Source organism: Microbacterium sp. (assembly GCF_049650565.1).
Taxonomy (GTDB): Bacteria; Actinomycetota; Actinomycetes; order Actinomycetales; family Microbacteriaceae; genus Microbacterium.
This window is the reverse complement of record NZ_JBASAK010000084.1, coordinates 1-24250: the sequence shown is the minus strand read 5'-3', so window position 1 is coordinate 24250 and position 24250 is coordinate 1. Positions and strand designations below refer to the sequence as shown.

Below are 24250 nucleotides of genomic sequence, written 5' to 3'. Positions count from 1 at the left end.
TGCCCCCTGCTGGATTCGAACCAGCGACCGACAGATTAGAAGGCTGTTGCTCTATCCACTGAGCTAAGGAGGCGCGACACCCCAGAATACCGTGTCGGGTGCCGTCGATAAGATCGAGGCATGGTTTCTGCGTCTGAGAACGATCGGCTCGTCTGGATCGACTGCGAGATGACCGGCCTCGATCCGGCGATCGACGAGCTGGTCGAGGTCGCGGTGGTCATCACCGACTTCGAGCTTCGACCGCTGGACCCAGGCTTCCAGGTCGTGATCAAGCCGAGCGACGCGGCCCTGGCGCACATGAACGAGTTCGTCACGAGCATGCATCAGACCTCGGGGCTCAGCGAGGAGATCCCGAACGGCGTGTCCCTCGCCGAGGCCGAGGACCGCACGCTGGAGTACATCAGGCGGTTCGTGCCGCTCGAGCACAAGGCGCCGCTCGCCGGCAACACCATCGGCACCGACCGCATGTTCATCGCGAAGTACATGAAGCGCGTAGACGAGTACCTGCACTACCGCAACGTCGACGTCTCCAGCATCAAGGAGCTCTCCCGCCGCTGGTACCCCCGGGTGTTCTTCCAGACCCCCGAGAAGCACGGCGGGCACCGCGCGCTCGCCGACATCCTGGAGTCGATCCGCGAGCTGCAGTACTACCGCCAGGCGGTGTTCGTAGCCGAGCCAGGGCCGTCTTCGGACCTGGCGCGGGAGATCTCGGTGCGCACCGTGTCAGAGTTCGCCCCGAACATGTAATAGACTCGTGGGGTTGCCTGTTCCGGCAGGCGCATGGTGGCTATAGCTCAGTTGGTAGAGCACCGCGTTGTGGTCGCGGGGGTCGCGGGTTCAAGCCCCGTTAGCCACCCCAAGGAAGGCCGAGCGCCCGAGCTTGCTCGAATCGCGAGGCCGACGCAGGGGTCTTGGGCGCGAAGCGCCGAGTATCCCGACGAGAAGCCCCGGCATCCCGATGCCGGGGCTTCTCGCATCTAGACTCGGCCTGTGGTCACGCGTGTTCTGGTCGTGGATGACGAGCCTCAGCTCGCCGAGCTCATCGCGCGTCACCTGCGCCGCGAGGCGTATGAGGTCACCGCCGTCGGGGACGGCATAGCGGCGCTCCTGACCGCCCGTACCGAGGAGTTCCACCTCGCCGTCGTCGACGTCAACCTGCCCGGCATGAACGGATTCGAGCTGGCCGCGCGACTGCGCGCGAACGACCCGCGCATCGGCATCCTGCTGCTCACCGCCCGCGACGCGGTGGGAGATCGGGTACGGGGTCTGGACTCCGGTGCCGACGACTACCTCATCAAGCCCTTCGAGTTCCCGGAGCTGTTCGCTCGGCTCCGCGCCCTGCGCCGCCGCGATCATCTGGAGACCAGGCTGCTCGAGGTCGGGGACATCACGGTGGCGCTGGACGGCGCCGCAGCGCAGGTGGGCGGGACCGACGTGCCGCTCAGCCGCCGCGAGTTCGACCTGCTGCGCGCATTCCTGGAGCGCCCCGACGAGACCCTCACGCGGGAATGGATCCTGGCCGAGGTGTGGGGCTCGCCGCACTTCGCGTCGAACGTCGTGGACCAGTACGTCGGGTACGTCCGACGCAAGCTCGCCGACGCCGGATCCACGGTGCGCATCGAGACGCTCCGCGGTGTCGGTTTCGTGCTGGCAACTGGAGCCGACGTCGAGGAGACCCGATGAAGCGGATGCTGCAGCGGTTCTCCATCCGCGCGCGCATCATCATCGGCTCCACCGCCGTCGTCGTCGTCCTCGTGCTGGCGGCGGGGACGGCGGTGTACGCCCAGATCTCGAGCATCGCCGTGTCGCGCGAGAAGGCCGTGCTGCACGGCATCGCCGAGGTCTACCGCGGGATCATCAAGGAGGATCCCGCAGGGCCCTTCGAGAAGCCCGGCGTCGACCAGCACGTCGCGATCATCGCACCCGACGGCGCGGTGCGCATGGACACCCTGCCGAAGGACCTTGCCGAGCACCTGGACGAGCTCACCCGGCCGGGACCCGCGCTGCGGGAATTCCGTTTCGGCGAGACGTACTACGTCTATCTCGATGTCGTGGACACGCCGCAGGGCTCGTGGAAGGTGCTCGTCACGCGGGAGAGCGACATCGCGGCCGGGATCGTCTCCGGCGTCAGCGCCCTGCTCTGGACCCTGTTCATCACCAGCGCCGTGCTGTTCGCGGCAGGCGCCTGGGCGGTCGCGACGGCGGCGCTGCGCCCGGTGGAGCACCTGCGCCGCGGCGCCGAGCGCCTCACGCTGCACCGCGGGGAGAAGGGTCTGCTGCCGGTCAGCGGTACCGGCGACGAGATCGATGCGCTGGCGCGCACGCTGAATGGGCTCATCGAGGACGTCCGCGCCGCCGGCGCTCGCGAACAGCAGATGGTGGCGGACGCCAGCCACGAGCTGCGCAATCCGATGGCCGTGCTCCGCGCGCAGCTGGAGCTGGTGGACGGCACCGATCCGGAGGCCGATCGCGAACTGCTCGGGCAGGCTCGTGCGACTCTGAACAGGCTGATCCGCCTCGCACAGGCCATGCTCGAGCTCTCGCGCATCGAAGCGGGATCCGCCCCGGAGAAGACGCCGCTCCGCGTGCTCGCCGAGGAGGTCACAGAGCGCGTCGACCGCCTGCGCTGGCGCCTGGCCGAGCCCTCCTCCGAGCTCCGCGGCGAGATCGACCTGCACATCGGCCTGCTCACACCCGACGCCACCGCGAGCCTGGATGCCGCCGGCATCGGCCACGTCGTCGACAATCTCGTCGACAACGCGCTCCGCGCCGCCGGCGGCGAACCCGTGCACGTGCGAGTCGCACTGGACCAGGATCAGGACGGGTTCGAGCTGCTGGTGTCCGACGACGGCCCCGGATTCGATCCTCTGATCACGGATCGCGCGTTCGAACGCTTCACCCGCAGCGACACATCCGACTATCCCGGGGGCGGCTTGGGCCTGGCGATCGTAGCCAGGGTGGCCCAACTCGCCGGCGGTCAGGCGACGATCTCCTCCGCGCCGTCTCGCGGCGCCGAGGTCGGCATCCGGGTGCCCGTCTCACGCCCGGAATCCGACCGTCGATCGCCGAACACCCACCAGCGGTAGGCGCAGAACCGCACGGCAGAGCCCAGCAGCAGGCCCACGACGTTCGCCGAGATGTTGTCGTCCAGCGCGGTGGTGAACCCCAGCACGTCGCGGGAGACGACCAGGCACAGCAGCGACACTCCTCCGCCGATCAGACTGGCGACGAGGAATTCGGCGGCCTCACGGCCGGTGTCCGCGCGGCGGTGCTCCTTGAACGTCCAGAAGCGGTTGCCGATCCAGTTGACGGCGATGGCCAGCACCGTCGAGATGGCCTTGGCCGCCACCGGCCACCACGCCCAGCCGAAGGGCGTGTGCGCACGCAGCAGGTTGAACACGCCCACGTCCACGATGAAGCCCATCCCGCCGACGACGCCGAAGCGCACCAGCTGGGTCAGCAGCGCACGACCCCGATCCCGGAGCGCGGGGCGCTCAGGCGTGAGCGTGCTCACGAGGTGCCTCCTCGAGGACGGCCCGCCGGCGGCGCAGCAGCCGGGCGAACCCCCAGGCCGTGACCTGGCGCATGGCCTCGACGATGATCCACCCCGACATCTTCGACTCCCCGCCCCCGCGCACGTCGAAGGTGATGGGCCTCTCGATCACGCGCGCACCCTCCGCGACCGCGCGATCCAGCATCTCGATCTGGAAGCAGTATCCCTTGCTGCTGATGCCCGCCCGGATGATGCGGTCCAGTGCATCGGCTCGGAACACGCGGTAGCCGCCCGTGATGTCGCGCTGCGAGAGCCCGAGCATGAGGCCGGCGTAGGCGCTGCCCGCGCGCGACAGCAGCAGCCGCTGCCACGCCCAGCCCGGGGCGGAGCCGCCTGCCACCCAGCGCGAGCCGATCACGAGGTCAGCATCCGGGGTGGCAGCCAGCAGGACGGGCAGATCCTCTGGACGGTGCGAGCCGTCGGCATCGCTCTGCACCACGAAGTCGTACTCCTGCCGCAGCGCCCAGTGGAATCCGGCGAGGTAGGCGGGTCCGAGACCCTGCTTGAGCGTGCGGTGCAGCACGTGCACTGCGGGATCGGCATATGAGATCGCATCGGCGAGTGCGCCGGTCCCGTCGGGAGAGGAGTCGTCCACCACGAGCAGATCGGCCTCGGGGGCCGCGGCGCGCAGCCGTTCGATCATGCCGGGGAGGGTGTCGGCCTCGTTGTACGTCGGCAGGATGACGACGGTCTTGTCACTCATGGTGAGCTCCCTTGGTGTATTCGTAGATGGTGATCCGATGCACGAGCCGCGTCGACGAGAGCACGTAGCCGTTGCTCCGCAGCGCGCGCAGGTCAGCGGATGCCGTGCTCGCGCCCTTCGACTCGAGCAGCCACACGGTGTTCTCATGCAGCTGCGGGGCGATTGTGGAGACGGAGGCCAGTCGGTCCCAGAGTCCCGCGCGCTGGTCGTACGGCGTGACGAGCTGCGGGTCCCGCAGGCCGGCGAACTCCTGCGGATAGAGCCGGTACGTCAGACGTGCGGTGCGGGACGGGCGCGGCCCCTCCCCGAACAGCACGGTGTCGCCGGCCTGAGCGTGCTGTCCGATGGCCTCTGCGGCGAACCGGAAGTCGGCGCCGCCGTCCTTCGCGTAGGGCGTCCGCTCGTGAAGGTACTGCGGCACGGTGACGCCCAGAACGAGCGCGGTCAGCAGCAGTCCGGCAACGGGCACCGGGCCGCGACGTCGCTTCGCCACCGCACCGAGGATGCCGGTGAAGCCCCGTGCCGCCAGGAGCGCCACCGCACCCAGGCTCACGGCCAGGTAGCGCGGGTTGTAGGTCGGCGAGATCAGCGCGTCCACGGCGATCAGGGTGAGGGCGGGCGCCACCAGCCAGGTGAGGGCGAGCAGCGCTGTCGTGCGCTGACCGGCCGCCCGCAGTGCCGCCACCGCTCCGATCAGGATCAGCGCCCACAGCACGACGGCGACCGGGAGGCTCGAGAACCACGGCGTGATCAGCACGCCCTTGGGCGACAGGTAGCCGCGGTGCGCCAGGAAGCTCACCTGGTTCCGCTGCAGTGCGGCCAGCGTGATGATGGGGAGCGCTCCGACGAGCGCCCCGCCCGCTGCGAAGGCCATGAGTCGCCGCAGCTCGGCGGCATCCGTCCTCCGCATCTGAGGCGATGCGAGACGGGGGAACAGCAGCAGCAGGCCGCACAGGGCGAGGGGCACCAGCAGCAGGTACAGGAAGAACCAGGCGAGCACCCCCGCGGCCAGGCCGAACATCATCCAGCGTCTGCGCGACGCGCCGCTGCGCAGGAGGTGCGCGAACAGCACCGCCAGCCAGACCACGGCGGCGGCCGTGATGGCGTACCCGCGCGTCTCGATGGCCAGCGAACCGGCACGCGGGATGACGGCGATCAGCAGGCCGGCGATGATGCCCGTACGACGGTCGAACCACCTCGATCCGAGGGTCATGACCCCCGCGGCGAGAGCGCCGATCGCGATGGCGCTGAGTGCTCTCGTCGCCCACTCCGCCGTGCCGAACGCCCACATCCACACGTGCAAGAGCATGTAGTACAGCCCGTGGACGGCATCCACGGCGCTGAGCTCCTGCAGCAGGCTGGGCAGCGACCGCTGACCGGACATGACGCTGGCGGCCTCGTCCCCCCAGTACGAGGGGATGCCCGCACCGATGCAGTCGACCAGCGCGACGGCCACACCGATCCCCGCGGGGACGGCGAACCGCCGCATCCCCGCACGGTCCACCGCGACCGTGCCGCTGCCGCCCATCGGACGCTGCTGTGTGATGACCATGAGACGAGCCAAGCCGGGCACGTTCAGCGGATGCTATGAAATCGGCGCCGCGCATGTGAGAGTCCTCACACGAACGCCCGGCCAACCCGCACCTGGATAGCATCGAGTCGTGGACATCGAACGGGAAGCGGGCATGCAGCTGGACGCCGAGGCGTTTGAACAGCTGGTGATCGATGAGCTCGACCGTCTCCCCGACGAGATGGTCGACGGACTGGAGAACGTCGTGTTCGTGGTGGAGGATGAGCCGGAGGACGGCGAGGACCTCTTCGGGCTGTACGAGGGCACGGCGCTCACCGAACGCGATCAGTACGGCCTGGGCGAGCTCCCAGACCGCATCGTCGTCTATCGCCGCGCTCATCTGGCGGCTTGCGCCGACGAGGACGAACTGCGCGATGAGGTGCACACCACCCTCGTGCACGAGATCGCCCACTTCTACGGCATCGACGACGCGCAACTGCACGAGTTGGGGTGGGCATGAGCACACCCCGCGAGACACCGGTCATCGACCAGCAGCTCACTGCGGCTCCCCTGGTGCCGTGGCAGCTCGTGGTGTGGGATGACCCGGTGAACCTGATGAGCTACGTGGCCCGCATCTTCCGCACCTACTTCGGCTATCCGAAGGAGAAGGCCGAGCGTCTCATGCTGGCCGTGCACAACGAGGGCCACGCGATCGTGGCGACCGGTCCGCGCGAGACCATGGAGATGCATGCGCAGGCCATGCACGGGTTCGGCCTGTGGGCGACCGTGCGGAGGGCGGGTCAGTGAGCGGTGCTCCCCTGTCCATCGAATTCGCGGAGGTCGAGGGCCGCCACCTGCTCGCCATCGTGGACGAGTACGTCGCCCTGCTCGACGGTCCTCGGGATGCGAAGGATGCCGGCGTGAACCGGCTGGCTCCCGACCCCTACCCCGATGATCGAGATGCCGCCGACGAGTACCGGAACAGCACCCGCGAGGACCTGCTGGATGCCCGCCTGGCCGAGGCGCTCTCGGTGCGCACCGCGCTGGAGGGGTTCGAGAACCCCGTCGACGCGGACCTGACCATGCGCACGATAGCCATCTCCCCGACCGACCTCGATCCGTGGCTGCGCACGCTGTCCGGGATCAGACTGGTGCTGGCGTCCCGGCTGGGGATCGGCCAGCACGACGTGCACGACGTGGAGGATCCGCGCTTCGGCACGTACGACTGGCTCGGCTACCGGCTCGAGCTGCTGGTGCAGTTGGCCGATCAGCACGACGCCTGAGCCTACGGCGTGCGGACGACGATGTCGGCGATCTCCGGCGGGCGGTGCTGCGCGATGTGCGCCTCCTCCTGCGCGGCCCACGTGTCCCAGTAGGGCCGGAAGCCGTCGCCGTCCCGCGCCAGTGCGCGCCTGCGCCGCGAGTCGCGCGGGCCGTCGACCCAGACCGTCACGTCGCCCAGGCGAGCGGGGGTCGCGGTCAGCGCACCGCAGCCTTCGACCACCAGCCCCAGAGCGGGGTCCACGGCGTGAGCCTCGGCCTCTTCGCCGCGCTCCCAGTCCCACCGCCGCCAGGTGCCGAGCAGTCCCCTGCCGTGCGGGATCAGCACGGCCTGCCGCACGGTCTCAGCGCCCTGCTCGAGACCGTCCCAGCCCGGGTACACCGAGTCCAGTGCCAGCAGCTGGACAGGCGTGCGCAGCGGCCAGGCGCGGATCAGCCGCGCCGCGAGGCTGGTCTTGCCGGCCCCGCTGCGTCCGTCGATGATCACCACGGGGTTGGATGCCTCCACCGCGACGACGGCCGCGCAGATGCGCTCGGTCGCCGCAGCGAGCACGTCACCGAACGGGTCGCTACTTCTTGAGGGCACGGATGATTCGAGTCATCGCGCGACCGGTCACGCACACGAACGGAACCGCGACCGCCAGCAGGGTGACGATGTTCGGCTCGAACCGCAGCCCCTCCTCGCGGCGCACGTAGACCCCCAGCGGAATCGCGGCGCCGCCGCCCGTGCCGCCCTCTCCGGCATCCCCTCTGCCGCCGGCGAACCCGCTGATCGTGAGTGCGACCGGCGTGACGCTCACGCCGTCCACGTCGATGGCGTCTCCGTAGGCACGTCCGATTCCGGAGGCCACGGACTGTTTTCCCAATTCCAGTGCGATGTTCGGCATCCCCCAACGCTAGTCCAGGCGACGCCCGATGCGCGGTTCACTCCCGTCCGAACGGACGCGGCTGGTCACCGCCGCGATCTCCTGTCCGCCCCAGATGGCGTGCGCGCGTGATCATGCTCGCTCCGAACTTGGCCCTGGCGTCGTCGAGCGTGCCCTCCAGCCGACGCTGATCCTCGTCGTCATCCCACAGTGCCATCGCCGCGCCCATCGATTCGCGCAGCTTCTCCGCGCGCACGCCCACCAGGCGCACGGGATCGCGGCGCTGGAGCTGGTCGAACAGGCCGACCGCGGTGTCGCCGATGCGCTGTCCCACCTCGGTCGGCTCCGGAAGCGAGGTGGTGCGGGTGAGAGTCGAGAAGTCCGCGAACCGGATCTTGATGGCCACAGCACCCGCCTGCCAGCCCGACGCCCGCAGGCGCGCACCCACCCGATCGGACAGCCGCAGCAGCTCGGCGCGCAGCACCGCGGCATCCGTGACATCCACCTCGAAGGTCTCCTCATGACCGACGCTCTTCTCGATGCGCTCGGTCTCCACGGCGCGAGCGTCCTCACCGCGTGCCAGCTGCTGCATGCGCTGGGCAAGAGCGGGGCCGACGGCGCGCGACAACGATTCCAGCGGGGTCTCGCGCACGTCGCGGATGAGCCGGATGCCGCGGCTCTGCAGCACCTCGACGGTCTTCGGCCCCACGCCCCAGATGGCGCCGACCGGCCGAGGGTCGAGGAACTCCTGCGTGCGCGCGGCGGGCACGATCAGCATCCCGTCCGGCTTGGAGATCGTCGAGGCCATCTTCGCGACGTGCTTGGTGGCGGCGACTCCCACGCTGCAGGTGATCCCGACTTCGTCGCGTACGCGACGACGCAGCAGCACGGCGATCTGCCCGGGGCTCCCCCACAGGCGGCGCACGCCGCGCACATCGAGGAACGCCTCGTCGATCGACAGCTGCTCCACCAGCGGCGTGACGCTGTGGAACACCTCCATCACCGCCGCGGAGACGGCGCGGTACTTCGTGAAGTCCGGCGGCACGATGCGGGCCTGCGGACACAGCCTGACTGCCTGCGACACCGGCATGGCGCTACGCACGCCGTAGCGGCGCGCCTCGTACGAAGCACTGGAGACCACCGAGCGGCCGTCGGGGGCGCCGATGATCAGCGGCAGACCGCGCAGCGAAGGGTCGTACAGCACCTCGACCGACGCGTAGAACGCGTCCATGTCGACGTGCAGGATGCCGGTTCCGGAGTCGTCCGCGCCCTCGGGCGAGACGATGCGCCCCGATCCGTCTCCGCGTCCCATGGCTCCATTCTCGCCGAGGCCGCCGACATCTGCTCCGAGAATCTTGACCGACCGGTCAAATCCGGGCGTACACTGGCCTCGACCCCCGATTCGGGAGCCATTCTTTCTGCAAGGAGGATGAGTTCAATGAAGAGGTGGACACGCTGGCAGGATTGGGTGGCCGTCGCCGCAGGTCTCTATGCCGCCCTGGCGAGCAGCTGGACGACGCCGCGCACCGCCGCGACGATCTCCCTGATGGTCGTGCTGGGCATCCTGATGATCGCCGCCGGAGTGTGGAGCCTGGCGATGCCGGGCATGGTGTCCATGGAATGGGTGATCGCCGCCGTCGGCGCGCTGCTGTTCCTGTCGCCATGGTTCGGTTCTTTCCAGGGATCCGCTGGCCCGGCCTGGACGGCATGGATCTGCGGCGCTGTCGGAGTCATCGCGGGCCTCTGGGCCCTCGCGCCCGCCGAGAAGGCGCGCCATGCGATGCCCGGCGGGCATCGGGCGGCACACGCCTGACCTGCTCAGCGATACAGAAGCCGGGGCGACGGGAGACCGCCGCCCCGCGTCGTGGGAGGACTCCGATGGCAGAGGACACCGAACGGGCGCACGCGCGCAGCCGCATCCTGGACGCCGCCGAGGCGCTGTTCGCCCGGCACGGGTTCGACGGCACGTCCACGGCGCGCCTCGCACTCGCCGCCGGCGTGCCGAAGGGACTGCTGTTCTACTACTTCCGAGCCAAGCCAGACATCCTCACCGCGCTGATCGAGGAGAGGCTGGGCGCAGCCGAGCTGGACCCGGCGGTGCTCTCGGTGCCCGGCGACCCCGTGCAGACGCTGATGAACGTGGGAGACCGCGTGCTGACCGACCGCGCGTCCTCCGCCACCCTGGGCGACGTCATCTGGCACGAGGCGCACCTGCGTCCCGAGGTGCGCGCCGTGCTCACTGGCTACCGGCACGCCCTGCACGAGGCGATCGAGCGCGCGCTCACCGCGAGCCTGCCGGGCCCCGTCGATGCGCATGCGCTGCATGCTGCGGCAGCCGCCTGGTCCGCGACCATCACGGCGCGCCCGTTGGAGGCGGCTGCGGCCGGGCGCCGGCGGCTGCACGAGGCCGCCAACCTGCGGGCCATCGCGGGTCTGCTCAGCGCAGGTCTGCTGTCGTCCGCGGCGGCATCGTGAACAGCCCCGCCGTGCGGAGAGGTCTGGACCGAGGATGAGGTCGCTGAGCCCGTCGACGCTTCGACCGGCTCAGCGACCCATACAGGAACAGGCACAGCGACCCATACGGGAACGGGCTCAGCACCCCGTTCGGCTACTGCGCCGCACGCTCCAGGATCAGCTCGCCCACGCGGGCCGCGTCGGCCTGACCGCGCATGGCCTTCATCACGGCGCCGATGATGGCGCCGGCCGCCTGCACCTTGCCGTTCTTGATCTTCGCCATCACGTCGGGCTGAGCGGCCAGGGCCTCGTCGATGGCCGCGATCAGCGCACCGTCGTCGGAGACCACGGCCAGGCCTCGGGCATCCACGACCTCCTGCGGGGTGCCCTCGCCGGCGATGACGCCCTCGAGCACCTGGCGGGCGAGTTTGTCGGTCAGCGTGCCGGCATCCACCAGCTCCTGCAGCGCAGCGACGTCGGCGGGCGTGACCAGATCGGTCGCCTCGCGCTCGGTCGCGTTGGCGATGCGGGTGATCTCACCCGTCCACCACTTGCGGGCGGATGCCGGAGACGCCCCCGCCGCGACGGTGGCCTCCACGACCTCGACCAGGCCGCCGTTGCGCACGTCCTGGTACTCCTGATCGGTGAAGCCCCACTCGGCCTTCAGCCGGCGGCGGCGGGCGACGGGCTGCTCGGGCAGCACCGCGCGCAGCTCCTCCACCAGCTCTCGCGAGGGCTGCACGGGCACGAGGTCCGGCTCCGGGAAGTAGCGGTAGTCATCGGCATCCGACTTCGGACGACCCGGCGAGGTGACGCCGGTGTCCTCGTGCCAGTGCCGCGTCTCCTGCGTGATGGTGCCGCCGTCGGCGAGGATGGCGGCCTGACGCTGGATCTCGTAGCGCACGGCGCGCTCCACGGAGCGCATCGAGTTCACGTTCTTCGTCTCGGTGCGGGTGCCCAGCTTCTCCTGCCCGCGGGGACGCAGCGACACGTTGGCGTCACAGCGCAGGTTGCCGCGCTCCAGCCGGGCCTCCGAGATGCCCAGGGCCTTCGCGATGTCGCGGATCGCCTCGATGTACGCTTTGGCGTACTCCGGCGCGCGGTGCTCGGCGCCGAAGATCGGCTTGGTGACGATCTCGACCAGCGGCACGCCGGCGCGGTTGTAGTCAACCAGCGAGTACTCAGCGCCCTGGATGCGGCCGGTCGAGCCCATGTGCGTGAGCTTGCCGGCATCCTCCTCCATGTGCGCGCGCTCCACGGGGATGGACACCAGCGTGCCGTCCTCGAGCTCGATCTCGACCGAGCCCTCGTAGGCGATGGGCTCGTCGTACTGCGAGATCTGGTAGTTCTTGCCCATGTCCGGGTAGAAGTAGTTCTTCCGAGCGAAGCGGCAGGACTCCGCGATCGAGCAGCCCAGCATCAGGCCCAGGCTGATCGAGGAGCGGATGGCCGTGGCGTTGACCACGGGCAGCGAACCGGGCAGTCCCAGGTCGACCGGCGCGATGAGCGTGTTGGGCTCGGCGCTGTGGTACTCCTCGTTGGCGGGGTTCGGCGCATCGGAGAACATCTTCGTGCGGGTGTTCAGTTCGACGTGCACCTCGAAGCCGAGCACCGGCTCGAACAGCTCGAGAGCCTTGTCGTAATCCATCAGCTTGACGGCGGCCATCAGCGTGCTCCTCCCAGGGTGGGTGCCTTCTCCAGCAGCGGTGCGCCCCACTCGTCCAGCAGCAGCGCCTCCAGCGCCGCGCCGACGCGGTACAGGCGCGCGTCCTCCCGGGCGGGCGCGAGGAACTGGATGCCGACGGGCAGCCCGTCCTCGGGCGCCAGGCCCGACGGGATCGAGATCCCGGGCACGCCGGCGAGGTTCGCCGGGATCGTGGTGAGGTCGTTCAGATACATCTGCAGCGGGTCGTCGATCTGCTCGCCGAGCTTGAACGCCGTGGTGGGAGCGGTGGGCGTCGCGATCACGTCGACCTGCGCGAACGCGGCGTCGAAGTCGCGCTGGATGAGCGTCCGGACCTTCTGCGCACTGCCGTAGTAGGCGTCGTAGTAGCCCGCCGACAGCGCGTAGGTGCCCAGGATGATGCGGCGCTTGACCTCGGGACCGAAGCCGACCTCGCGGGTGAGCGACATGACGTCCTCCACCGTGCCGCCGCCCTGCGGCGTGACGCGCAGGCCGAAGCGCACCGAGTCGAACTTGGCCAGGTTACTGGAGGCCTCAGCGGGGAGGATCAGGTAGTACGCGGCCACCGCGTACTCGAAGTGCGGGGCTGAGATCTCCACGATCTCAGCGCCCTGCGCGGCCATCAGATCGAGCGAGGCATGGAAGGACGAGGCGACGCCGGCCTGGAAGCCCGAGTCCGGCAGCTCCTTGACGACGCCCACCTTCAGGCCCTTGAGCACCTCCCCCGTGGCGCCCTCGCGGGCGGCGGCGGCGAAAGACGGCCACTCCTGCGGGAGCGAGGTGGAGTCCCTCGGGTCGTGACCGCCGATCACGTCGTGCAGCAGACCGGCATCCAGCACCGTGCGGGTCACGGGGCCCACCTGGTCCAGGCTCGAGGCCAGGGCGATGGAGCCGTAGCGGCTCACGCCGCCGTAGGTGGGCTTGACGCCCACGGTGCCGGTGACATGCGCGGGCTGGCGGATCGATCCGCCGGTGTCCGAGCCCAGCGCCAGCGGGGCTTCGAAGGCGGCGACGGCCGCGGCCGAGCCGCCGCCCGAGCCGCCGGGGATGCGCTCCAGGTCCCACGGGTTGCGCGTCGGGCCGTAGGCGGAATGCTCGGTGGAGGAGCCCATGGCGAACTCGTCCATGTTGGTCTTGCCCAGCGGGACGAGTCCGGCCGCGCGCGAGCGTGCGACGACGGTGGCGTCGTAGGGCGAGAGGTATCCCTCGAGGATCTTCGAGCCGCTCGTGGAGGGCTGGTCGTTCGTGACCAGCACATCCTTGACGGCCAGCGGCACGCCCGCGATCGGGCCGAGCTGCTCGCCTGCGGCACGACGCGCGTCGATGTCTGCGGCCGCGCCGAGCGCGCCCTCGTGGACGTGCAGGAAGGCGTGCACGTCCCCGTCGACGGCGGCGATGCGGTCCAGGTGCGCCTGCGTGGCCTCGACGCTGGAGATCTCGCCGGCGGCGAGCTTCTCGCCGAGTTCAGCGGCGGTCAGGCGGATGATGTCGCTCACTGCTCCTCCCCCAGGATCGCGGTCACGCGGAAACGCCCCGCATCGGCATCCGGCGCGTTCTGCATCGCCTGCTCGTGCGTGAGCGTCTGCCCGACCTCATCGGGGCGGAAGACGTTGCTCATCGCGATGGGGTGGCTGGTGGCGACGACGTCCTCGGTCGCCACCTCCGACACCTTGGCGATGTTGTCGACGATGGCGTCGAGCTGACCGGTCAGCTGCGTCACCTCGTCGTCGGAGAGCTGGATGCGCGCGAGCACGCCGAGATGGCGCACAAGATCAGGGGTGATTTCAGACACCACCCCAGTCTACGAGGGCGGGACGGATTCCCCGCCTCGAGCGGCATAGGCTGAGCGGGTGACGACGTTCGTACCCCCTCGCCCCTGGACCGCCAGCTACGCCGAGGGCGTGCCCGAGGACCTCGCCGAGGTGACCGGTTCGCTGATCGACATCGTGGAGGCGTCCGCGCGGGACTACCCGGATGCCCCCGCGCTGCAGTTCTTCGGCGCGGAGACGACCTACCGCAGGATGCAGGATGCCATCGACCGCGCGGCCTCCGGCCTGCGCGACCTGGGTGTTGCGGCCGGAGATCCGGTCGCCATCGTGCTGCCGAATTCGCCGCAGCACATCGTGGCGTTCTACGCCGTGCTGCGCCTGGGCGCCGTGGTCGTGGAGCACAACCCGCTGTACACGCCGCGAGAGCTGCGCAAGCAGTTCGAGGATCACGGCGCGAAGCACGCCATCGTCTGGAACAAGGTCGTCGCCACGGTGCAGGACTTCCCCGAGGATCTCGCGGTGCCGACCCTCATCTCGGTGGACATCACCAGGGGGATGCCGTTCCTGACGCGGCTGGCGCTGAAGCTGCCCGTCGCGAAGGCGCGCGAGTCGCGTCGCGCGCTCACCGCCAAGGTGCGCGGCACCGTCGTGTGGGAGTCGCTGCTGGCATCCGCTCCCCTGCCCGCCACGCACCCCCGCCCGCAGACGGATGACCTGGCCATCATCCAGTACACGTCCGGCACCACCGGCACGCCGAAGGGCGCGTCTCTCACGCACCGCAACCTGCTGGCCAACGCCGCGCAGGCGCAGGCGTGGGTGCCGTCGATCACCCGCGGTGACGGCTGCGTGGTCTACGCTGTGCTGCCGATGTTCCATGCCTACGGGCTGACGCTGTGCCTGACCTTCGCGATGTCGATGGGCGCGCGGCTCGTACTGTTCCCGAAATTCGATCCTGACCTGGTGCTCGAGGTGACGAAGAAGCACCCTGCCACGTTCCTTCCGCTGGTGCCGCCCATCGCCGAGCGCCTGCTGAGGGCCGCGGAGGAGAAAGGCGTGTCGCTGAAGGGCACCGAGGTCGCCATCTCCGGCGCCATGGCGCTCGCGCACGACTTGGTCGTGCCGTTCGAGAAGGCCACCGGCGGGTACCTCGTGGAGGGCTACGGTCTCAGCGAATGCTCCCCCGTCCTCATGGCCAACCCCGTGGCGGGCAATCGCGTCGCCGGCACCGTGGGCCTGCCGCTTCCCGGCACCGAATGCCGCGTCGTCGACCCCGAGAACCCCACTGTCGACGTGCCGGCCGGTTCGGCGGGCGAGCTCATCGTGCGCGGGCCGCAGGTGTTCTCGGGCTATTACGGCAAGCCGGAGGCCACCTCAGCCGTGTTCGTGGACGGCTGGTTCCGCACCGGCGACGTGGTCACCATCGACGAGTCCGGGTTCGTGCGCATCGTCGACCGGATCAAGGAGCTCATCATCACCGGCGGCTTCAACGTGGCGCCCACCGAGGTCGAGGTGGCGCTGCGCCAGCATCCGGATGTCTCCGACGCCGCCGTCGTGGGCCTGCCCAGCGACCACTCCGGCGAGGAGGTCGTGGCGGCCATCGTGGTCGAGGGCTCCCGGGACGTCGATGTGGAGGCCATCCGCGAGTTCGCCCGCGGCATCCTCACTCCGTACAAGGTGCCGCGCCGGATCTTCGTCGTGGACGAACTGCCGAAATCGCTGATCGGCAAGGTGCTGCGCCGCCAGGTCAAGCAGAAGCTCATCGAGCTGACCACCGGGGCCTGATCCCGGCATCCGCTCTGCGCGGGCTGAGGGCGTCCTGCGGCCGTTCAGGCGCAGGCACTATCGTAGGCAGGTGACTGCTGACGATATCGCCTCTGCCGAGCCCTCGACCGATTCCGCTCTCGAGACCGACGAGGTCTCCGCGCAGGAGGCGTCGAAGCCCGGCTTCGAGGAGCTCGGCATCACGGGTCCCGTGCTGAAGGCCATCAAGGACCTCGGCTACGAGACGCCGTCCCCGATTCAGGCGGCCACCATCCCGCTGCTGCTGGAGGGGCGCGACGTACTGGGCACCGCGCAGACCGGCACCGGCAAGACCGCCGCGTTCGCGCTGCCGGTGCTGGAGCACCTGGACCTGTCGCAGAAGACACCGCAGGCGCTGGTGCTGGCTCCGACCCGCGAGCTGGCGCTGCAGGTCTGCGAGGCATTCGAGTCGTACTCCTCGCGCATGAAGGACGTGCGCGTGCTGCCCGTGTACGGCGGCCAGGGCTACGGCGTGCAGCTGTCGGCGCTGCGCCGCGGCGTGCACATCGTCGTCGGCACGCCCGGCCGCATCATGGATCACCAGGCCAAGGGCACCCTCGACCTCTCCGAGCTCAAGTACCTCGTGCTCGACGAGGCCGACGAGATGCTGAAGATGGGCTTCGCCGAGGATGTGGAGCAGATCCTCTCGGAGACCCCCGCCGACAAGCAGGTGGCGCTGTTCTCGGCGACCATGCCCTCCTCCATCCGTCGTCTCGCGCAGAAGTACCTCAACGCGCCCGAGGAGATCGCGATCAAGGGGAAGACCGCGACCAACCAGAACATCACTCAGCGCTACCTCGTGGTCTCGTACGCGCAGAAGGTGGATGCTCTCACCCGCATCCTCGAGGTGGAGAACTTCGACGGCATGATCGTGTTCGTCCGCACGAAGAACGAGACCGAGACGCTGGCCGAGAAGCTCCGCGCCCGTGGCTACTCCGCCGCCGCCATCAATGGCGACGTGCCGCAGGTGCAGCGCGAGCGCTCGATCGGGCATCTGCGCGACGGCAAGCTCGACATCCTCGTCGCCACCGACGTGGCGGCCCGCGGGCTGGACGTGGAGCGCATCAGCCACGTCGTCAACTACGACATCCCCACCGACACCGAGTCGTACGTGCACCGCATCGGCCGCACCGGCCGTGCCGGGCGCACCGGCGACGCGATCAGTTTCATCACACCGCGAGAGCGGTATCTGCTGAAGCACATCGAGAAGGCCACCCGTCAGCAGCCCGCCCAGATGCAGCTGCCGACCACCGAGGACGTGAACACCACGCGCCTGAACCGGTTCGACGACGCCATCACCCAGGCTCTGGAGGAGACCGGCCGGATCGAGGCGTTCCGCGACATCATCGCCCACTACGTCAACCACCACGATGTGCCCGAGGCCGATGTGGCCGCGGCCCTGGCCGTCGTCGCACAGGGCGAGACCCCGCTGCTGCTGGATCCCGAGCACGACGAGCTGTCCCGCGCCGTGCAGCGCGACAACCGCCCGCCGCGCGAGCGCGGCGACCGCCCCGACCGCAGTCCGCGCGAGCGTCGCAGCCGCGGTGACTACGCCGCGTACCGCATCGAGATCGGGCGCCGGCACCACGTGGAGCCGCGTCAGATCGTCGGTGCGCTGGCGAACGAGGGCGGTCTCGGCCGCGATGACTTCGGCGCCATCGCCATCAAGCCGGAGTTCTCGATCGTCGAGCTGCCGGTGAACATGGACGCCGCTGTGCTGGACAAGCTGCGCGACACCCGCATCTCCGGCAAGCTCATCGAGATCAAGCCTGACCGGGGCGTGCCGAACCGCCGCAGCCCGCGTGACCGCGACGACCGCGGAGGACGCGACGATCGCGGGCACGACCGCCGTGGCGGCTACGACCGCGGAGGCCGGGATGCCCGCGGTTCACGCGACGATCGTGGTTCGCTCGGTGAGCGCAGCCACTCTCGGGACGACCGGGGCCACCGCGACGACCGGGGCTACTCCCGCGACGATCGCCCCGCCCGCAAGCCCCGCCACAAGAACTGACCCGGCTCCGCGCCGTCACTCTCGCATCCCGTCGGGAGAGCGGGACTGCGCCGAGGGCACGGCTCGTTCACGCGAACAGCCCGCGCACTCGGCGAGATGTCCTGCTTCCGTCGAGAGAGATCCCGCCGAGAAGGCGTCAGGCCGGTGCGTTCATGCGCGTCGCGACGGCGCCCTGCCACAGCGCGACCAGCACGGCGCACACGGCACCAGCGGCCATGATCGCGGCCAGCACGATGATCTGGAAGCGGCCGGCCTCCAGCGGGGACAGGCCGCCGAAGATCGCTCCGACGAATGCGCCGGGCAGCACGACGAGGCCGGTGGTCTTGGTCTGGTCGATGGACGGGATCAGCGCCTCGCGCACGGCGCGGCGGGCCAGATCCCGCGTGGACTGACGGGCCGTGGCGCCCAGCGCCAGCCAGCCTTCCACTTCATCCCAGTGATCAGCGACGGATGCTGCGAACAGGCGCCCCGTGAGGGTGGCGATGTTCATGGTGTTGCCGATGATGATGGCGCCGATGGCCAGCGCGTAGCGCGGTGTCGGCTCCAGCGCACCGGTGAGGAAGACTGTCGTCGCGGCGACCGCGATGCCCGCGGCGATGGACGTCGACATGACCAGCGCCGAGCGCCCGCCCCATCCGATCCGGCGGGTCGCGACTGAGACGGCGACTGTCAGCATGACCAGCAGCGCCAGCGCTATCCACAGCGGATTCGTGATGATCCCGCCAAGGATCAGGCTGATGATCGCGAGCTGCACCACGCCGCGTGCGATGGCCGCGGCCGGCGACCAGGCCGCATGAACACGGAACAGCAGGAGCGCGACGGTCGCCACGGCCACGAGGATACCCACGCCGATCAGTGTGGGGATCAGACTCGTGGCCGTGTTCACCCTCGCGAGCCTAGCCTTCGCGACCGAACCTCGTGCGCCCGAAGCGGAGATGTGCGCTTCGCGCGGACGTCTCCCGCGAATCCTTCCGCGTCAGGCGCACTTCTCCGCGCGAAGCGCACGCCGCAAAGCTGGACGCGGAACACCCACGCTGGGTGCCGCCGCTCAGAGCTTCAGATCGAAATGGTGCGCGGTGATGTTCATGCGCTCGCGCAGGTAGAACCGGTGCGCGTCGAAGCGCTGCACCCCGGAGTCGAGTGACAACGACGCGCACCCGGCGGCGATCGCGCGCTCGCGCAGCGCGTTCAGCAGCATCCGACCGTACCCTCGGGAGCGCTTGGATGCCGCGGTCGAGAGGTCGTCGACGTAGAGCTTGCGGATGGCGCTGGTGTTGGCGATGATCCGCCAGCCTGCGACGGCCACGCACCGTTCTCCTGCGAACACCGCGGTGAAGCGCAGCCCCTGCTGCTGCCCCTCCCGCATCACCTGCTCCAGAAGCTGCTCGGTCAGGTGCGGGCGCAGCTCCTGAAGCACGGGCAGGGCGCTCGCCCAGCGGGCATCGGCAGCTGCCAGGTCCATAATTGTGGTTTCGTCGGACATCGCATCTCCGTAAGCGGTGTTGTGAATATCACCGCTTACGCTAGCATGAGCGGCAGCATGAACATGTTGACCGCCTACTTCGACGAGGGCGCCCAGGTCGCCGTCGAGCTCGCCAATGCACGCAGCCCGTTCCGTCGCGGCGTAGCAGTCGAACCAGATCCAACGGCATCCGCACCTCTGTGGTCACTCCAGACCGCACTGCGCGCCATTCTGGACGCAGATGAGCCCGTCGCCGCTGCGACCGGCATCAATGCGCTGCTGCACGCAGCAGCGGCTGCGCCCATGCTGGAAGCGGATCCCGAGGGGCGCTGGCGCCTGCATCTGCATTCACCGCACGCTGACGAGATCTCGCGCATGGCCGTCAAGGCCGCGACAGGACTGGCGACGCTGCTCGACGATGATGCCTGGCACACCGTGAAGTCATGTGCGGCCGAGCGCTGCGGCGACTTCTTCCTCGATCGCTCCCGCAATGCCTCAGGCCGATACTGCTCACGCACCTGCGCCAACCGCGTCAATGCCCGTCTGCACCGCCGGCGTCATTGAACTCCTCGAGGATCCGACGCGCCAGACCAGACACGTCCACGGATGCCGTCGTGTCGGCGCGCAGCACAGGGAAGCCGGTCATGGGACGGGCCCGATCCGCATGTGCCTCCCACTCGTCGTGCCGTCCGCCGTCATCGTGCACGCCATGCCGCGGGCGCGTGAAGAATCGCTTCCGCATGACCTCCCGAGGCGCCTCGCACCACACCTCGATGCCGAGCGGACAACCGACCGCATCCCAGCCGCGGCGGAACCACTCCTCGTCACGTCCGGCGAGCCACACCGATTCCACCAGCACGGTGCCTTCCAGCATCCCGACGATGCGCCACAGCACATCCGCCGCAAGCGCTCCGATCTCGCGCGTCAGCAGCGGCGCGGCCACCGCGTCACCGAGCGCCTCCTTGATCGCGTCCTTCGACACGAGCGGCATCCCGAGTGCCGCGGCCAGCGGCTTCGCCAGTGTGGTCTTTCCCGCGCCGGCCATGCCGTTCACGACGATCAGCCGGTCAGGCATCCAGAGCGTCCGGCCCTTGCGTGACGAGCACGTGGAACTGCGCGGCGTCGAGCACGCGGATGCCGAGGGCCTCGGCCTTCGTCAGTTTCGATCCGGCTCCCGGGCCCGCGGCGACGAAGTCGGTCTTCTTCGAGACCGAGGATGCCGCCTTGCCGCCCGCCCGGATGATGGCCTCCTGCGCGCCCTCGCGCGTATAGCCGTCCAGCGTGCCCGTGGCGACCACGGTCAGGCCGTCCAGCACCCCGCCCTCGCTGACGGCGCCGCCGGGGCCGGGGTGTCCCGGGGTGGCCCACTGCACGCCGGCGGCGGTCCACTGATCGATGATCTCGATGTGCCAGTCGACGGCGAACCAGCGCAGCAGTGAGCCGGCGATGATCTCGCCGACGCCCTCCACAGCCGCCAGCTCCTCCAATGACGCCTTGCGGATGGCATCCAGCGATCCGAACCATTGCGCGAGCGCACGTGCCGCGACCGGCCCCACGTGACGGATGTTCAGGGAGACCAGCAGGCGCCACAGCTCCTTGGTCTTGGCCTTCTCCAACTCGGCCAGCAGCTTGACGGCTGCGGACGACGGCTGCGGCTCGGTGATCCCCGTCTTCTTCTCCGCCGACGTCGGGTTGCGGCGGAATGGCGACCGGGTCTTGACGATCCCGTCCTCGTCCTCCTTGGGCAGGCCGGTCTCGGAATCGCGCACGATCACGGAGATCGGCACGAGGTCGTCGAGCACCAGTGAGAAGAGGCCCGCCTCGGTGCCCAGCGGAGGAACGGCGGGGTGGCTGGGCTGCGTGAGCGCCGCGGCGGTCACCTCGCCGAGAGCCTCGACGTCCAGCGCCCCGCGCGACCCGATGTGCTCCACGCGACCGCGCACCTGCGCGGGGCACGAGCGCGCATTCGGGCAGCGCAGGTCGATGTCGCCCTCTTTCATGGGCCGCAGCGGCGTACCGCACTCCGGGCACCGTTCCGGCATGACGAACTCGCGCTCCGTGCCGTCGCGGCGCTCCACCACGGGCCCGAGCACCTCGGGGATCACATCGCCGGCCTTGCGCAGCACGACAGTGTCGCCGATCAGCACGCCCTTGGCCTTGACGACGTCCTTGTTGTGCAGAGTCGCCTGCCGCACCACCGAACCCGCCACATGCGCGGGCTCCATCACGGCGAAGGGCGTGGCACGGCCGGTGCGGCCGACCGAGACCACGATGTCGAGCAGCTTGGTCTGCACCTCCTCCGGCGGGTACTTGTACGCGATCGCCCACCGGGGCGCGCGGCTGGTCTCGCCGAGCTCAGCGTGCAGCGCCAGCTCGTCGATCTTCACGACGATGCCGTCCAGCTCGTGCTCGACGTCGTGCCGGTGCTCGCCGAAGTGCTCCACGAACTCCGCCACCTCGTCGGCGGAATGGCACACCTTCGTGTGAGGGCTGGCGGGGAGCCCCCATGAGGACACCAGGTCGTAGATCTCGCTCTGCGCGGCCACAGGAGGATCCGGCCAGGCGCCGACGCCGTGCACGTACAGCGACAGCGACTCGGTGCGCAGGAGTGCCGCCTCGAGCTCCAGCCCGTTCTTCTTGTCCAACTGCTGGCGCAGCCCGCCGCTGGCAGCGTTGCGCGGATTCGCGAACGACGGAAAGCGCCGGGCCGCGGCCGCCCGCGCCTTCTCCTCGTCGAACGGCTTCCCGTTCCGCCGCGCCTCCCAGCGCTGCAGGGATCCGGCGTAGGCGCGCTCCCGGAACGACGCCTGCGCGGCGTTCAGCCGCTCGAACGCGGCGACGGGGATGAACACTTCGCCGCGGATCTCCACGATCTCCGGATGGCCTTCGCCTGCCAGCCGCTCCGGGATGTCCGAGAGCCGCAGCGCATTCTCCGTGACGACCTCGCCGACCCGGCCGTCGCCGCGCGTGGCGGCCGAGGTGAGGACGCCGTTCTCGTAGCGGAGGTTGATCGCCAGGCCGTCGATCTTCAGCTCGGTGAGCCAGGCCACCTCCCTCCCGGCGGAGGCGCGGGTCTTCGCCTCCCACTCGCGCAGCTCGTCGAGGGAGAACACGTTGTCCAGGCTCAGCATCCGCTCGGCGTGCTGGATGGTGTCCAGACCCGTGGATTCGGCTGCGCCCACCATCTGCGTGGGCGAGTCCTGACCCTGAAGCTCCGGATGCAGTCGCTCGATCTCCTCGAGCCGCCGCATCCAGCCGTCGTAGGTGGCGTCATCGACCAGCGACGTGTCGCGGCCGTAGTACGCATCCTTCGCATCCAGGATGCGGGTGGTCAGCTCCTCGGCCTCGGCTCGGGCGGCTTCCAGTGAGATGTTCTCCGGCACCACTCGAGTCTACGAGCGGGCACGGACATCCACCCGACAGCTGCGGTTCAGGCCCCGACGGGCACGGCCGACACCGTGGTGTCGATCGTGAACTGGCCCAGCACGTGCGTGCCGATGTACAGCACCGCGCTCTGGCCGGGCGCCACGCCGTCCAGCGGCACATCGGGGACCACCCGCACCCCGGCATCCGTCACGAACGCTGTCGCGGGCACGGGGTCGGCGTGAGCGCGGATCTGCACCTCGCAGGCGAACTCCGAAGCCGAAGGCGCGGCCCCCGCCCAGGAGTGCTTCTCGCCCGAGATCTCGGCGATGGCCAGCGCCTCCTTGGGGCCGACGACGACCGTGTTGGTCACCGGGCGCACCTCCAGCACGAACCGGGGCTTGCCGTCCGCGGCAGGGACGCCGAGGTGCAGCCCCCGGCGCTGACCGACCGTGAACGCGTGTGCGCCCTCGTGCGTGCCGATCACGGCGCCGGAGCGGTCGATGACGTCGCCCTGCTCGGCGCCGACCTTCTCGGCCAGCCAGCCGCGGGTGTCGCCGTCGGGGATGAAGCAGATGTCGTGGCTGTCGGGCTTCTGCGCCACGCTGATGCCGCGCTCCGCCGCCTCCGCCCGCACGATGGCCTTCGACGGCGTGGACCCCAGGGGGAAGTACGTGTGCGCGAGCTGCTGCGCGTTCAGCACGCCCAGCACGTAGGACTGATCCTTCGCATTGTCGGACGCGCGGTGCAGCTCAAGCCCGTTCGGCCCGTCGACGAGGGTCGCGTAGTGGCCCGTGCACACCGCGTCGAAGCCCAACTCGATGGCACGCTCCAGGAGCGCCGCGAACTTGATCTTCTCGTTGCAGCGCAGGCACGGATTCGGGGTGCGGCCGGCCTTGTACTCGGAGATGAAGTCGTCGATGACCTCGTCGCGGAAGCGCTCCGAGAAGTCCCACACGTAGAACGGGATGCCCAGCAGATCTGCCACGCGACGGGCATCCAGCGCGTCCTCGACCGTGCAGCATCCGCGGCTGCCGGTGCGCAGGGTGCCGCCGGCGCGCGAGAGCGCCAGATGCACCCCGACGACGTCATGCCCGGCTTCGACGGCGCGGGCCGCCGCCACCGCCGAGTCCACGCCACCGCTCATCGCCGCCAGAATACGCATGGGTTCAAGTCTACGGCGCGCGACGACCCCCGTCGCGGGGCCCGAATGGCGGCCTCAGTTCCCGGGAGGCAGCAAGACGGGACCCGCGAGGCGGTCAGCGGGATGCGGATGCGGATGCGGATGCGGATGCGGATGCGGATGCGCGAGCGTAGACGTCCTGGATGACGGCGAGTACGGCATCCACATCGGCATCCGCAGATGTGCGCCCCAGCGTGAACCGCAGCGCGCTGCGTGCGTCGTGCTCGTCGCGTCCCATCGCCATGACGACGTGCGAGGGCTCGGCGACTCCGGCCTGGCACGCAGAGCCGGTGGATGCCGCGATGCCGGCGGCATCGAGCAGGAACAGCAGACTCTCCCCCACCGCTCCCGGGAACAGCAGGTGGGCGTTGCCCGGCAGCCGCTTCACCGGGTCGCCGAGCAGTTGCGCCTGCGGAACGGCGGAGCGGATGCCAGCGACCAGCCGATCACGCAGTCCGGACAGCCTCGCGGACTCGGATTCCCGCTCGGCCTCGGTCGCCTCCAGCGCCGCCGCGAACGCCGCGGCGCCCGCGACGTCCTGCGTGCCCGCGCGCAGCCCTCGCTGCTGCGCCCCGCCGTGCAGAAGCGGCTCGATCCGCGCGGAGCGCGCC

Annotated in this window: 26 protein-coding genes and 2 tRNA genes; 12 read left to right on the top strand and 16 right to left on the bottom strand. The window is 69.8% G+C overall.

Annotation, left to right across the window (positions count from 1 at the left end; genetic code table 11):
- Positions 1-73 (bottom strand) — tRNA-Arg (locus WA967_RS13410).
- 47 nt (positions 74-120) lie between these two features.
- On the opposite strand from WA967_RS13410, the gene orn reads away from it, so the two are divergent.
- From orn to WA967_RS13390, 4 genes are all read left to right on the top strand, one after another.
- Positions 121-747: an oligoribonuclease gene (gene orn / locus WA967_RS13405; RefSeq protein WP_424423510.1), complete on the top strand. Its 627-nt coding sequence runs from the start codon at positions 121-123 to the stop codon at positions 745-747.
- A gap of 36 nt (positions 748-783) precedes the next feature.
- Positions 784-859, top strand: a tRNA-His gene (locus WA967_RS13400).
- A 131-nt stretch (positions 860-990) separates the two neighbouring features.
- Positions 991-1683 carry a response regulator transcription factor gene (locus WA967_RS13395; RefSeq protein WP_424423508.1) on the top strand — a complete coding sequence of 231 codons (693 nt, stop codon included), beginning with the start codon at positions 991-993 and terminating at the stop codon, positions 1681-1683.
- Positions 1680-3086: a sensor histidine kinase gene (locus tag WA967_RS13390; RefSeq protein WP_424423505.1), complete on the top strand. Its 1407-nt coding sequence runs from the start codon at positions 1680-1682 to the stop codon at positions 3084-3086. Before WA967_RS13395 ends, WA967_RS13390 begins: the two co-directional genes overlap by 4 nt.
- On the opposite strand, the gene WA967_RS13385 is transcribed toward WA967_RS13390, so the two are convergent.
- Genes WA967_RS13385 through WA967_RS13375 form a run of 3 tightly spaced genes read right to left on the bottom strand, consistent with a single transcriptional unit; the run spans position 2978 to position 5808 of the window.
- Positions 2978-3514: a GtrA family protein gene (locus tag WA967_RS13385; protein WP_424423502.1), complete on the bottom strand. Its 537-nt coding sequence runs from the start codon at positions 3512-3514 to the stop codon at positions 2978-2980. The genes WA967_RS13390 and WA967_RS13385 overlap by 109 nt on opposite strands.
- Positions 3495-4256 carry a polyprenol monophosphomannose synthase gene (locus WA967_RS13380; protein WP_424423499.1) on the bottom strand — a complete coding sequence of 254 codons (762 nt, stop codon included), beginning with the start codon at positions 4254-4256 and terminating at the stop codon, positions 3495-3497. The genes WA967_RS13385 and WA967_RS13380 overlap by 20 nt, the downstream gene beginning before the upstream one ends.
- A complete protein-coding gene (locus tag WA967_RS13375; protein WP_424423496.1) occupies positions 4249-5808 on the bottom strand; it encodes a glycosyltransferase family 39 protein in 1560 nt (519 codons plus the stop codon). The genes WA967_RS13380 and WA967_RS13375 overlap by 8 nt, the downstream gene beginning before the upstream one ends.
- A gap of 133 nt (positions 5809-5941) precedes the next feature.
- Here WA967_RS13375 and WA967_RS13370 point away from each other — a divergent pair, with 133 nt between their 5' ends.
- The 3 genes from WA967_RS13370 to WA967_RS13360 are packed head-to-tail and all read left to right on the top strand — an operon-like array spanning position 5942 to position 7049.
- Entirely contained in the window at positions 5942-6286 is a 345-nt protein-coding gene (locus WA967_RS13370; RefSeq protein WP_424423572.1) for a metallopeptidase family protein, read from the top strand.
- Complete coding sequence (clpS, locus tag WA967_RS13365; RefSeq protein ID WP_424423493.1) at positions 6283-6573, top strand: ATP-dependent Clp protease adapter ClpS; 291 nt, start codon at positions 6283-6285, stop codon at positions 6571-6573. Before WA967_RS13370 ends, clpS begins: the two co-directional genes overlap by 4 nt.
- Positions 6570-7049 carry a DUF2017 family protein gene (locus WA967_RS13360; RefSeq protein ID WP_424423491.1) on the top strand — a complete coding sequence of 160 codons (480 nt, stop codon included), beginning with the start codon at positions 6570-6572 and terminating at the stop codon, positions 7047-7049. The genes clpS and WA967_RS13360 overlap by 4 nt, the downstream gene beginning before the upstream one ends.
- Before the next feature lie 2 nt (positions 7050-7051).
- Here WA967_RS13360 and WA967_RS13355 read toward each other — a convergent pair whose 3' ends face one another.
- From WA967_RS13355 to dinB, 3 genes are read right to left on the bottom strand one after another with little or no spacing between them, the layout of a single operon-like run.
- Positions 7052-7633, bottom strand: coding sequence for a hypothetical protein (locus tag WA967_RS13355; RefSeq protein ID WP_424423489.1), 582 nt, complete (start codon positions 7631-7633; stop codon positions 7052-7054).
- The gene (locus tag WA967_RS13350) at positions 7617-7934 is read right to left on the bottom strand and encodes a hypothetical protein (protein ID WP_424423487.1); all 318 of its coding nucleotides are present in this window, start codon (positions 7932-7934) and stop codon (positions 7617-7619) included. The genes WA967_RS13355 and WA967_RS13350 overlap by 17 nt, the downstream gene beginning before the upstream one ends.
- 37 nt (positions 7935-7971) lie before the next feature.
- Positions 7972-9225: a DNA polymerase IV gene (dinB, locus tag WA967_RS13345; RefSeq protein ID WP_424423485.1), complete on the bottom strand. Its 1254-nt coding sequence runs from the start codon at positions 9223-9225 to the stop codon at positions 7972-7974.
- A gap of 126 nt (positions 9226-9351) precedes the next feature.
- On the opposite strand from dinB, the gene WA967_RS13340 reads away from it, so the two are divergent.
- Complete coding sequence (locus WA967_RS13340; RefSeq protein ID WP_424423482.1) at positions 9352-9726, top strand: SPW repeat protein; 375 nt, start codon at positions 9352-9354, stop codon at positions 9724-9726.
- A 65-nt stretch (positions 9727-9791) separates the two neighbouring features.
- The gene (locus WA967_RS13335; RefSeq protein ID WP_424423479.1) at positions 9792-10388 is read left to right on the top strand and encodes a TetR/AcrR family transcriptional regulator; all 597 of its coding nucleotides are present in this window, start codon (positions 9792-9794) and stop codon (positions 10386-10388) included.
- Positions 10389-10521: 133 nt separating this feature from the next.
- Here the strand turns inward: WA967_RS13335 and gatB are convergent, their stop codons facing one another.
- Genes gatB through gatC form a run of 3 tightly spaced genes read right to left on the bottom strand, consistent with a single transcriptional unit; the run spans position 10522 to position 13843 of the window.
- Positions 10522-12033 (bottom strand): Asp-tRNA(Asn)/Glu-tRNA(Gln) amidotransferase subunit GatB, encoded by a 1512-nt coding sequence (gatB, locus tag WA967_RS13330; protein WP_424423476.1) that lies wholly within the window; start codon positions 12031-12033, stop codon positions 10522-10524.
- Positions 12033-13547 carry an Asp-tRNA(Asn)/Glu-tRNA(Gln) amidotransferase subunit GatA gene (gene gatA, locus WA967_RS13325; protein ID WP_424423473.1) on the bottom strand — a complete coding sequence of 505 codons (1515 nt, stop codon included), beginning with the start codon at positions 13545-13547 and terminating at the stop codon, positions 12033-12035. The genes gatB and gatA overlap by 1 nt, the downstream gene beginning before the upstream one ends.
- Positions 13544-13843, bottom strand: a complete 300-nt coding sequence (gatC, locus tag WA967_RS13320) for an Asp-tRNA(Asn)/Glu-tRNA(Gln) amidotransferase subunit GatC (protein WP_424423471.1) — start codon at positions 13841-13843, stop codon at positions 13544-13546. The genes gatA and gatC overlap by 4 nt, the downstream gene beginning before the upstream one ends.
- Before the next feature lie 58 nt (positions 13844-13901).
- On the opposite strand from gatC, the gene WA967_RS13315 reads away from it, so the two are divergent.
- Positions 13902-15602 carry a long-chain-fatty-acid--CoA ligase gene (locus tag WA967_RS13315; RefSeq protein WP_424423469.1) on the top strand — a complete coding sequence of 567 codons (1701 nt, stop codon included), beginning with the start codon at positions 13902-13904 and terminating at the stop codon, positions 15600-15602.
- 70 nt (positions 15603-15672) lie between these two features.
- Complete coding sequence (locus WA967_RS13310) at positions 15673-17631, top strand: DEAD/DEAH box helicase (RefSeq protein ID WP_424423466.1); 1959 nt, start codon at positions 15673-15675, stop codon at positions 17629-17631.
- A 136-nt stretch (positions 17632-17767) separates the two neighbouring features.
- Here the strand turns inward: WA967_RS13310 and WA967_RS13305 are convergent, their stop codons facing one another.
- Both WA967_RS13305 and WA967_RS13300 read right to left on the bottom strand, forming a co-directional pair.
- The gene (locus WA967_RS13305) at positions 17768-18517 is read right to left on the bottom strand and encodes an ABC transporter permease (protein ID WP_424423463.1); all 750 of its coding nucleotides are present in this window, start codon (positions 18515-18517) and stop codon (positions 17768-17770) included.
- Positions 18518-18679: 162 nt separating this feature from the next.
- The gene (locus WA967_RS13300; protein ID WP_424423460.1) at positions 18680-19114 is read right to left on the bottom strand and encodes a GNAT family N-acetyltransferase; all 435 of its coding nucleotides are present in this window, start codon (positions 19112-19114) and stop codon (positions 18680-18682) included.
- Positions 19115-19171: 57 nt separating this feature from the next.
- On the opposite strand from WA967_RS13300, the gene WA967_RS13295 reads away from it, so the two are divergent.
- Positions 19172-19657 carry a CGNR zinc finger domain-containing protein gene (locus WA967_RS13295; RefSeq protein WP_424423457.1) on the top strand — a complete coding sequence of 162 codons (486 nt, stop codon included), beginning with the start codon at positions 19172-19174 and terminating at the stop codon, positions 19655-19657.
- Here WA967_RS13295 and WA967_RS13290 read toward each other — a convergent pair.
- From WA967_RS13290 to WA967_RS13275, 4 genes are all read right to left on the bottom strand, one after another.
- Entirely contained in the window at positions 19626-20168 is a 543-nt protein-coding gene (locus WA967_RS13290) for an AAA family ATPase (protein WP_424423454.1), read from the bottom strand. The two genes, WA967_RS13295 and WA967_RS13290, sit on opposite strands and share 32 nt — an antisense overlap.
- Entirely contained in the window at positions 20161-22476 is a 2316-nt protein-coding gene (gene ligA / locus WA967_RS13285; RefSeq protein ID WP_424423451.1) for an NAD-dependent DNA ligase LigA, read from the bottom strand. Before ligA ends, WA967_RS13290 begins: the two co-directional genes overlap by 8 nt.
- A gap of 47 nt (positions 22477-22523) precedes the next feature.
- Positions 22524-23621, bottom strand: a complete 1098-nt coding sequence (mnmA, locus tag WA967_RS13280; protein ID WP_424423448.1) for a tRNA 2-thiouridine(34) synthase MnmA — start codon at positions 23619-23621, stop codon at positions 22524-22526.
- A gap of 94 nt (positions 23622-23715) precedes the next feature.
- Positions 23716-24250, bottom strand: a 535-nt coding sequence (locus WA967_RS13275; RefSeq protein WP_424423446.1) for an aminotransferase class V-fold PLP-dependent enzyme, incomplete at its 5' end; no start/stop codon positions are given.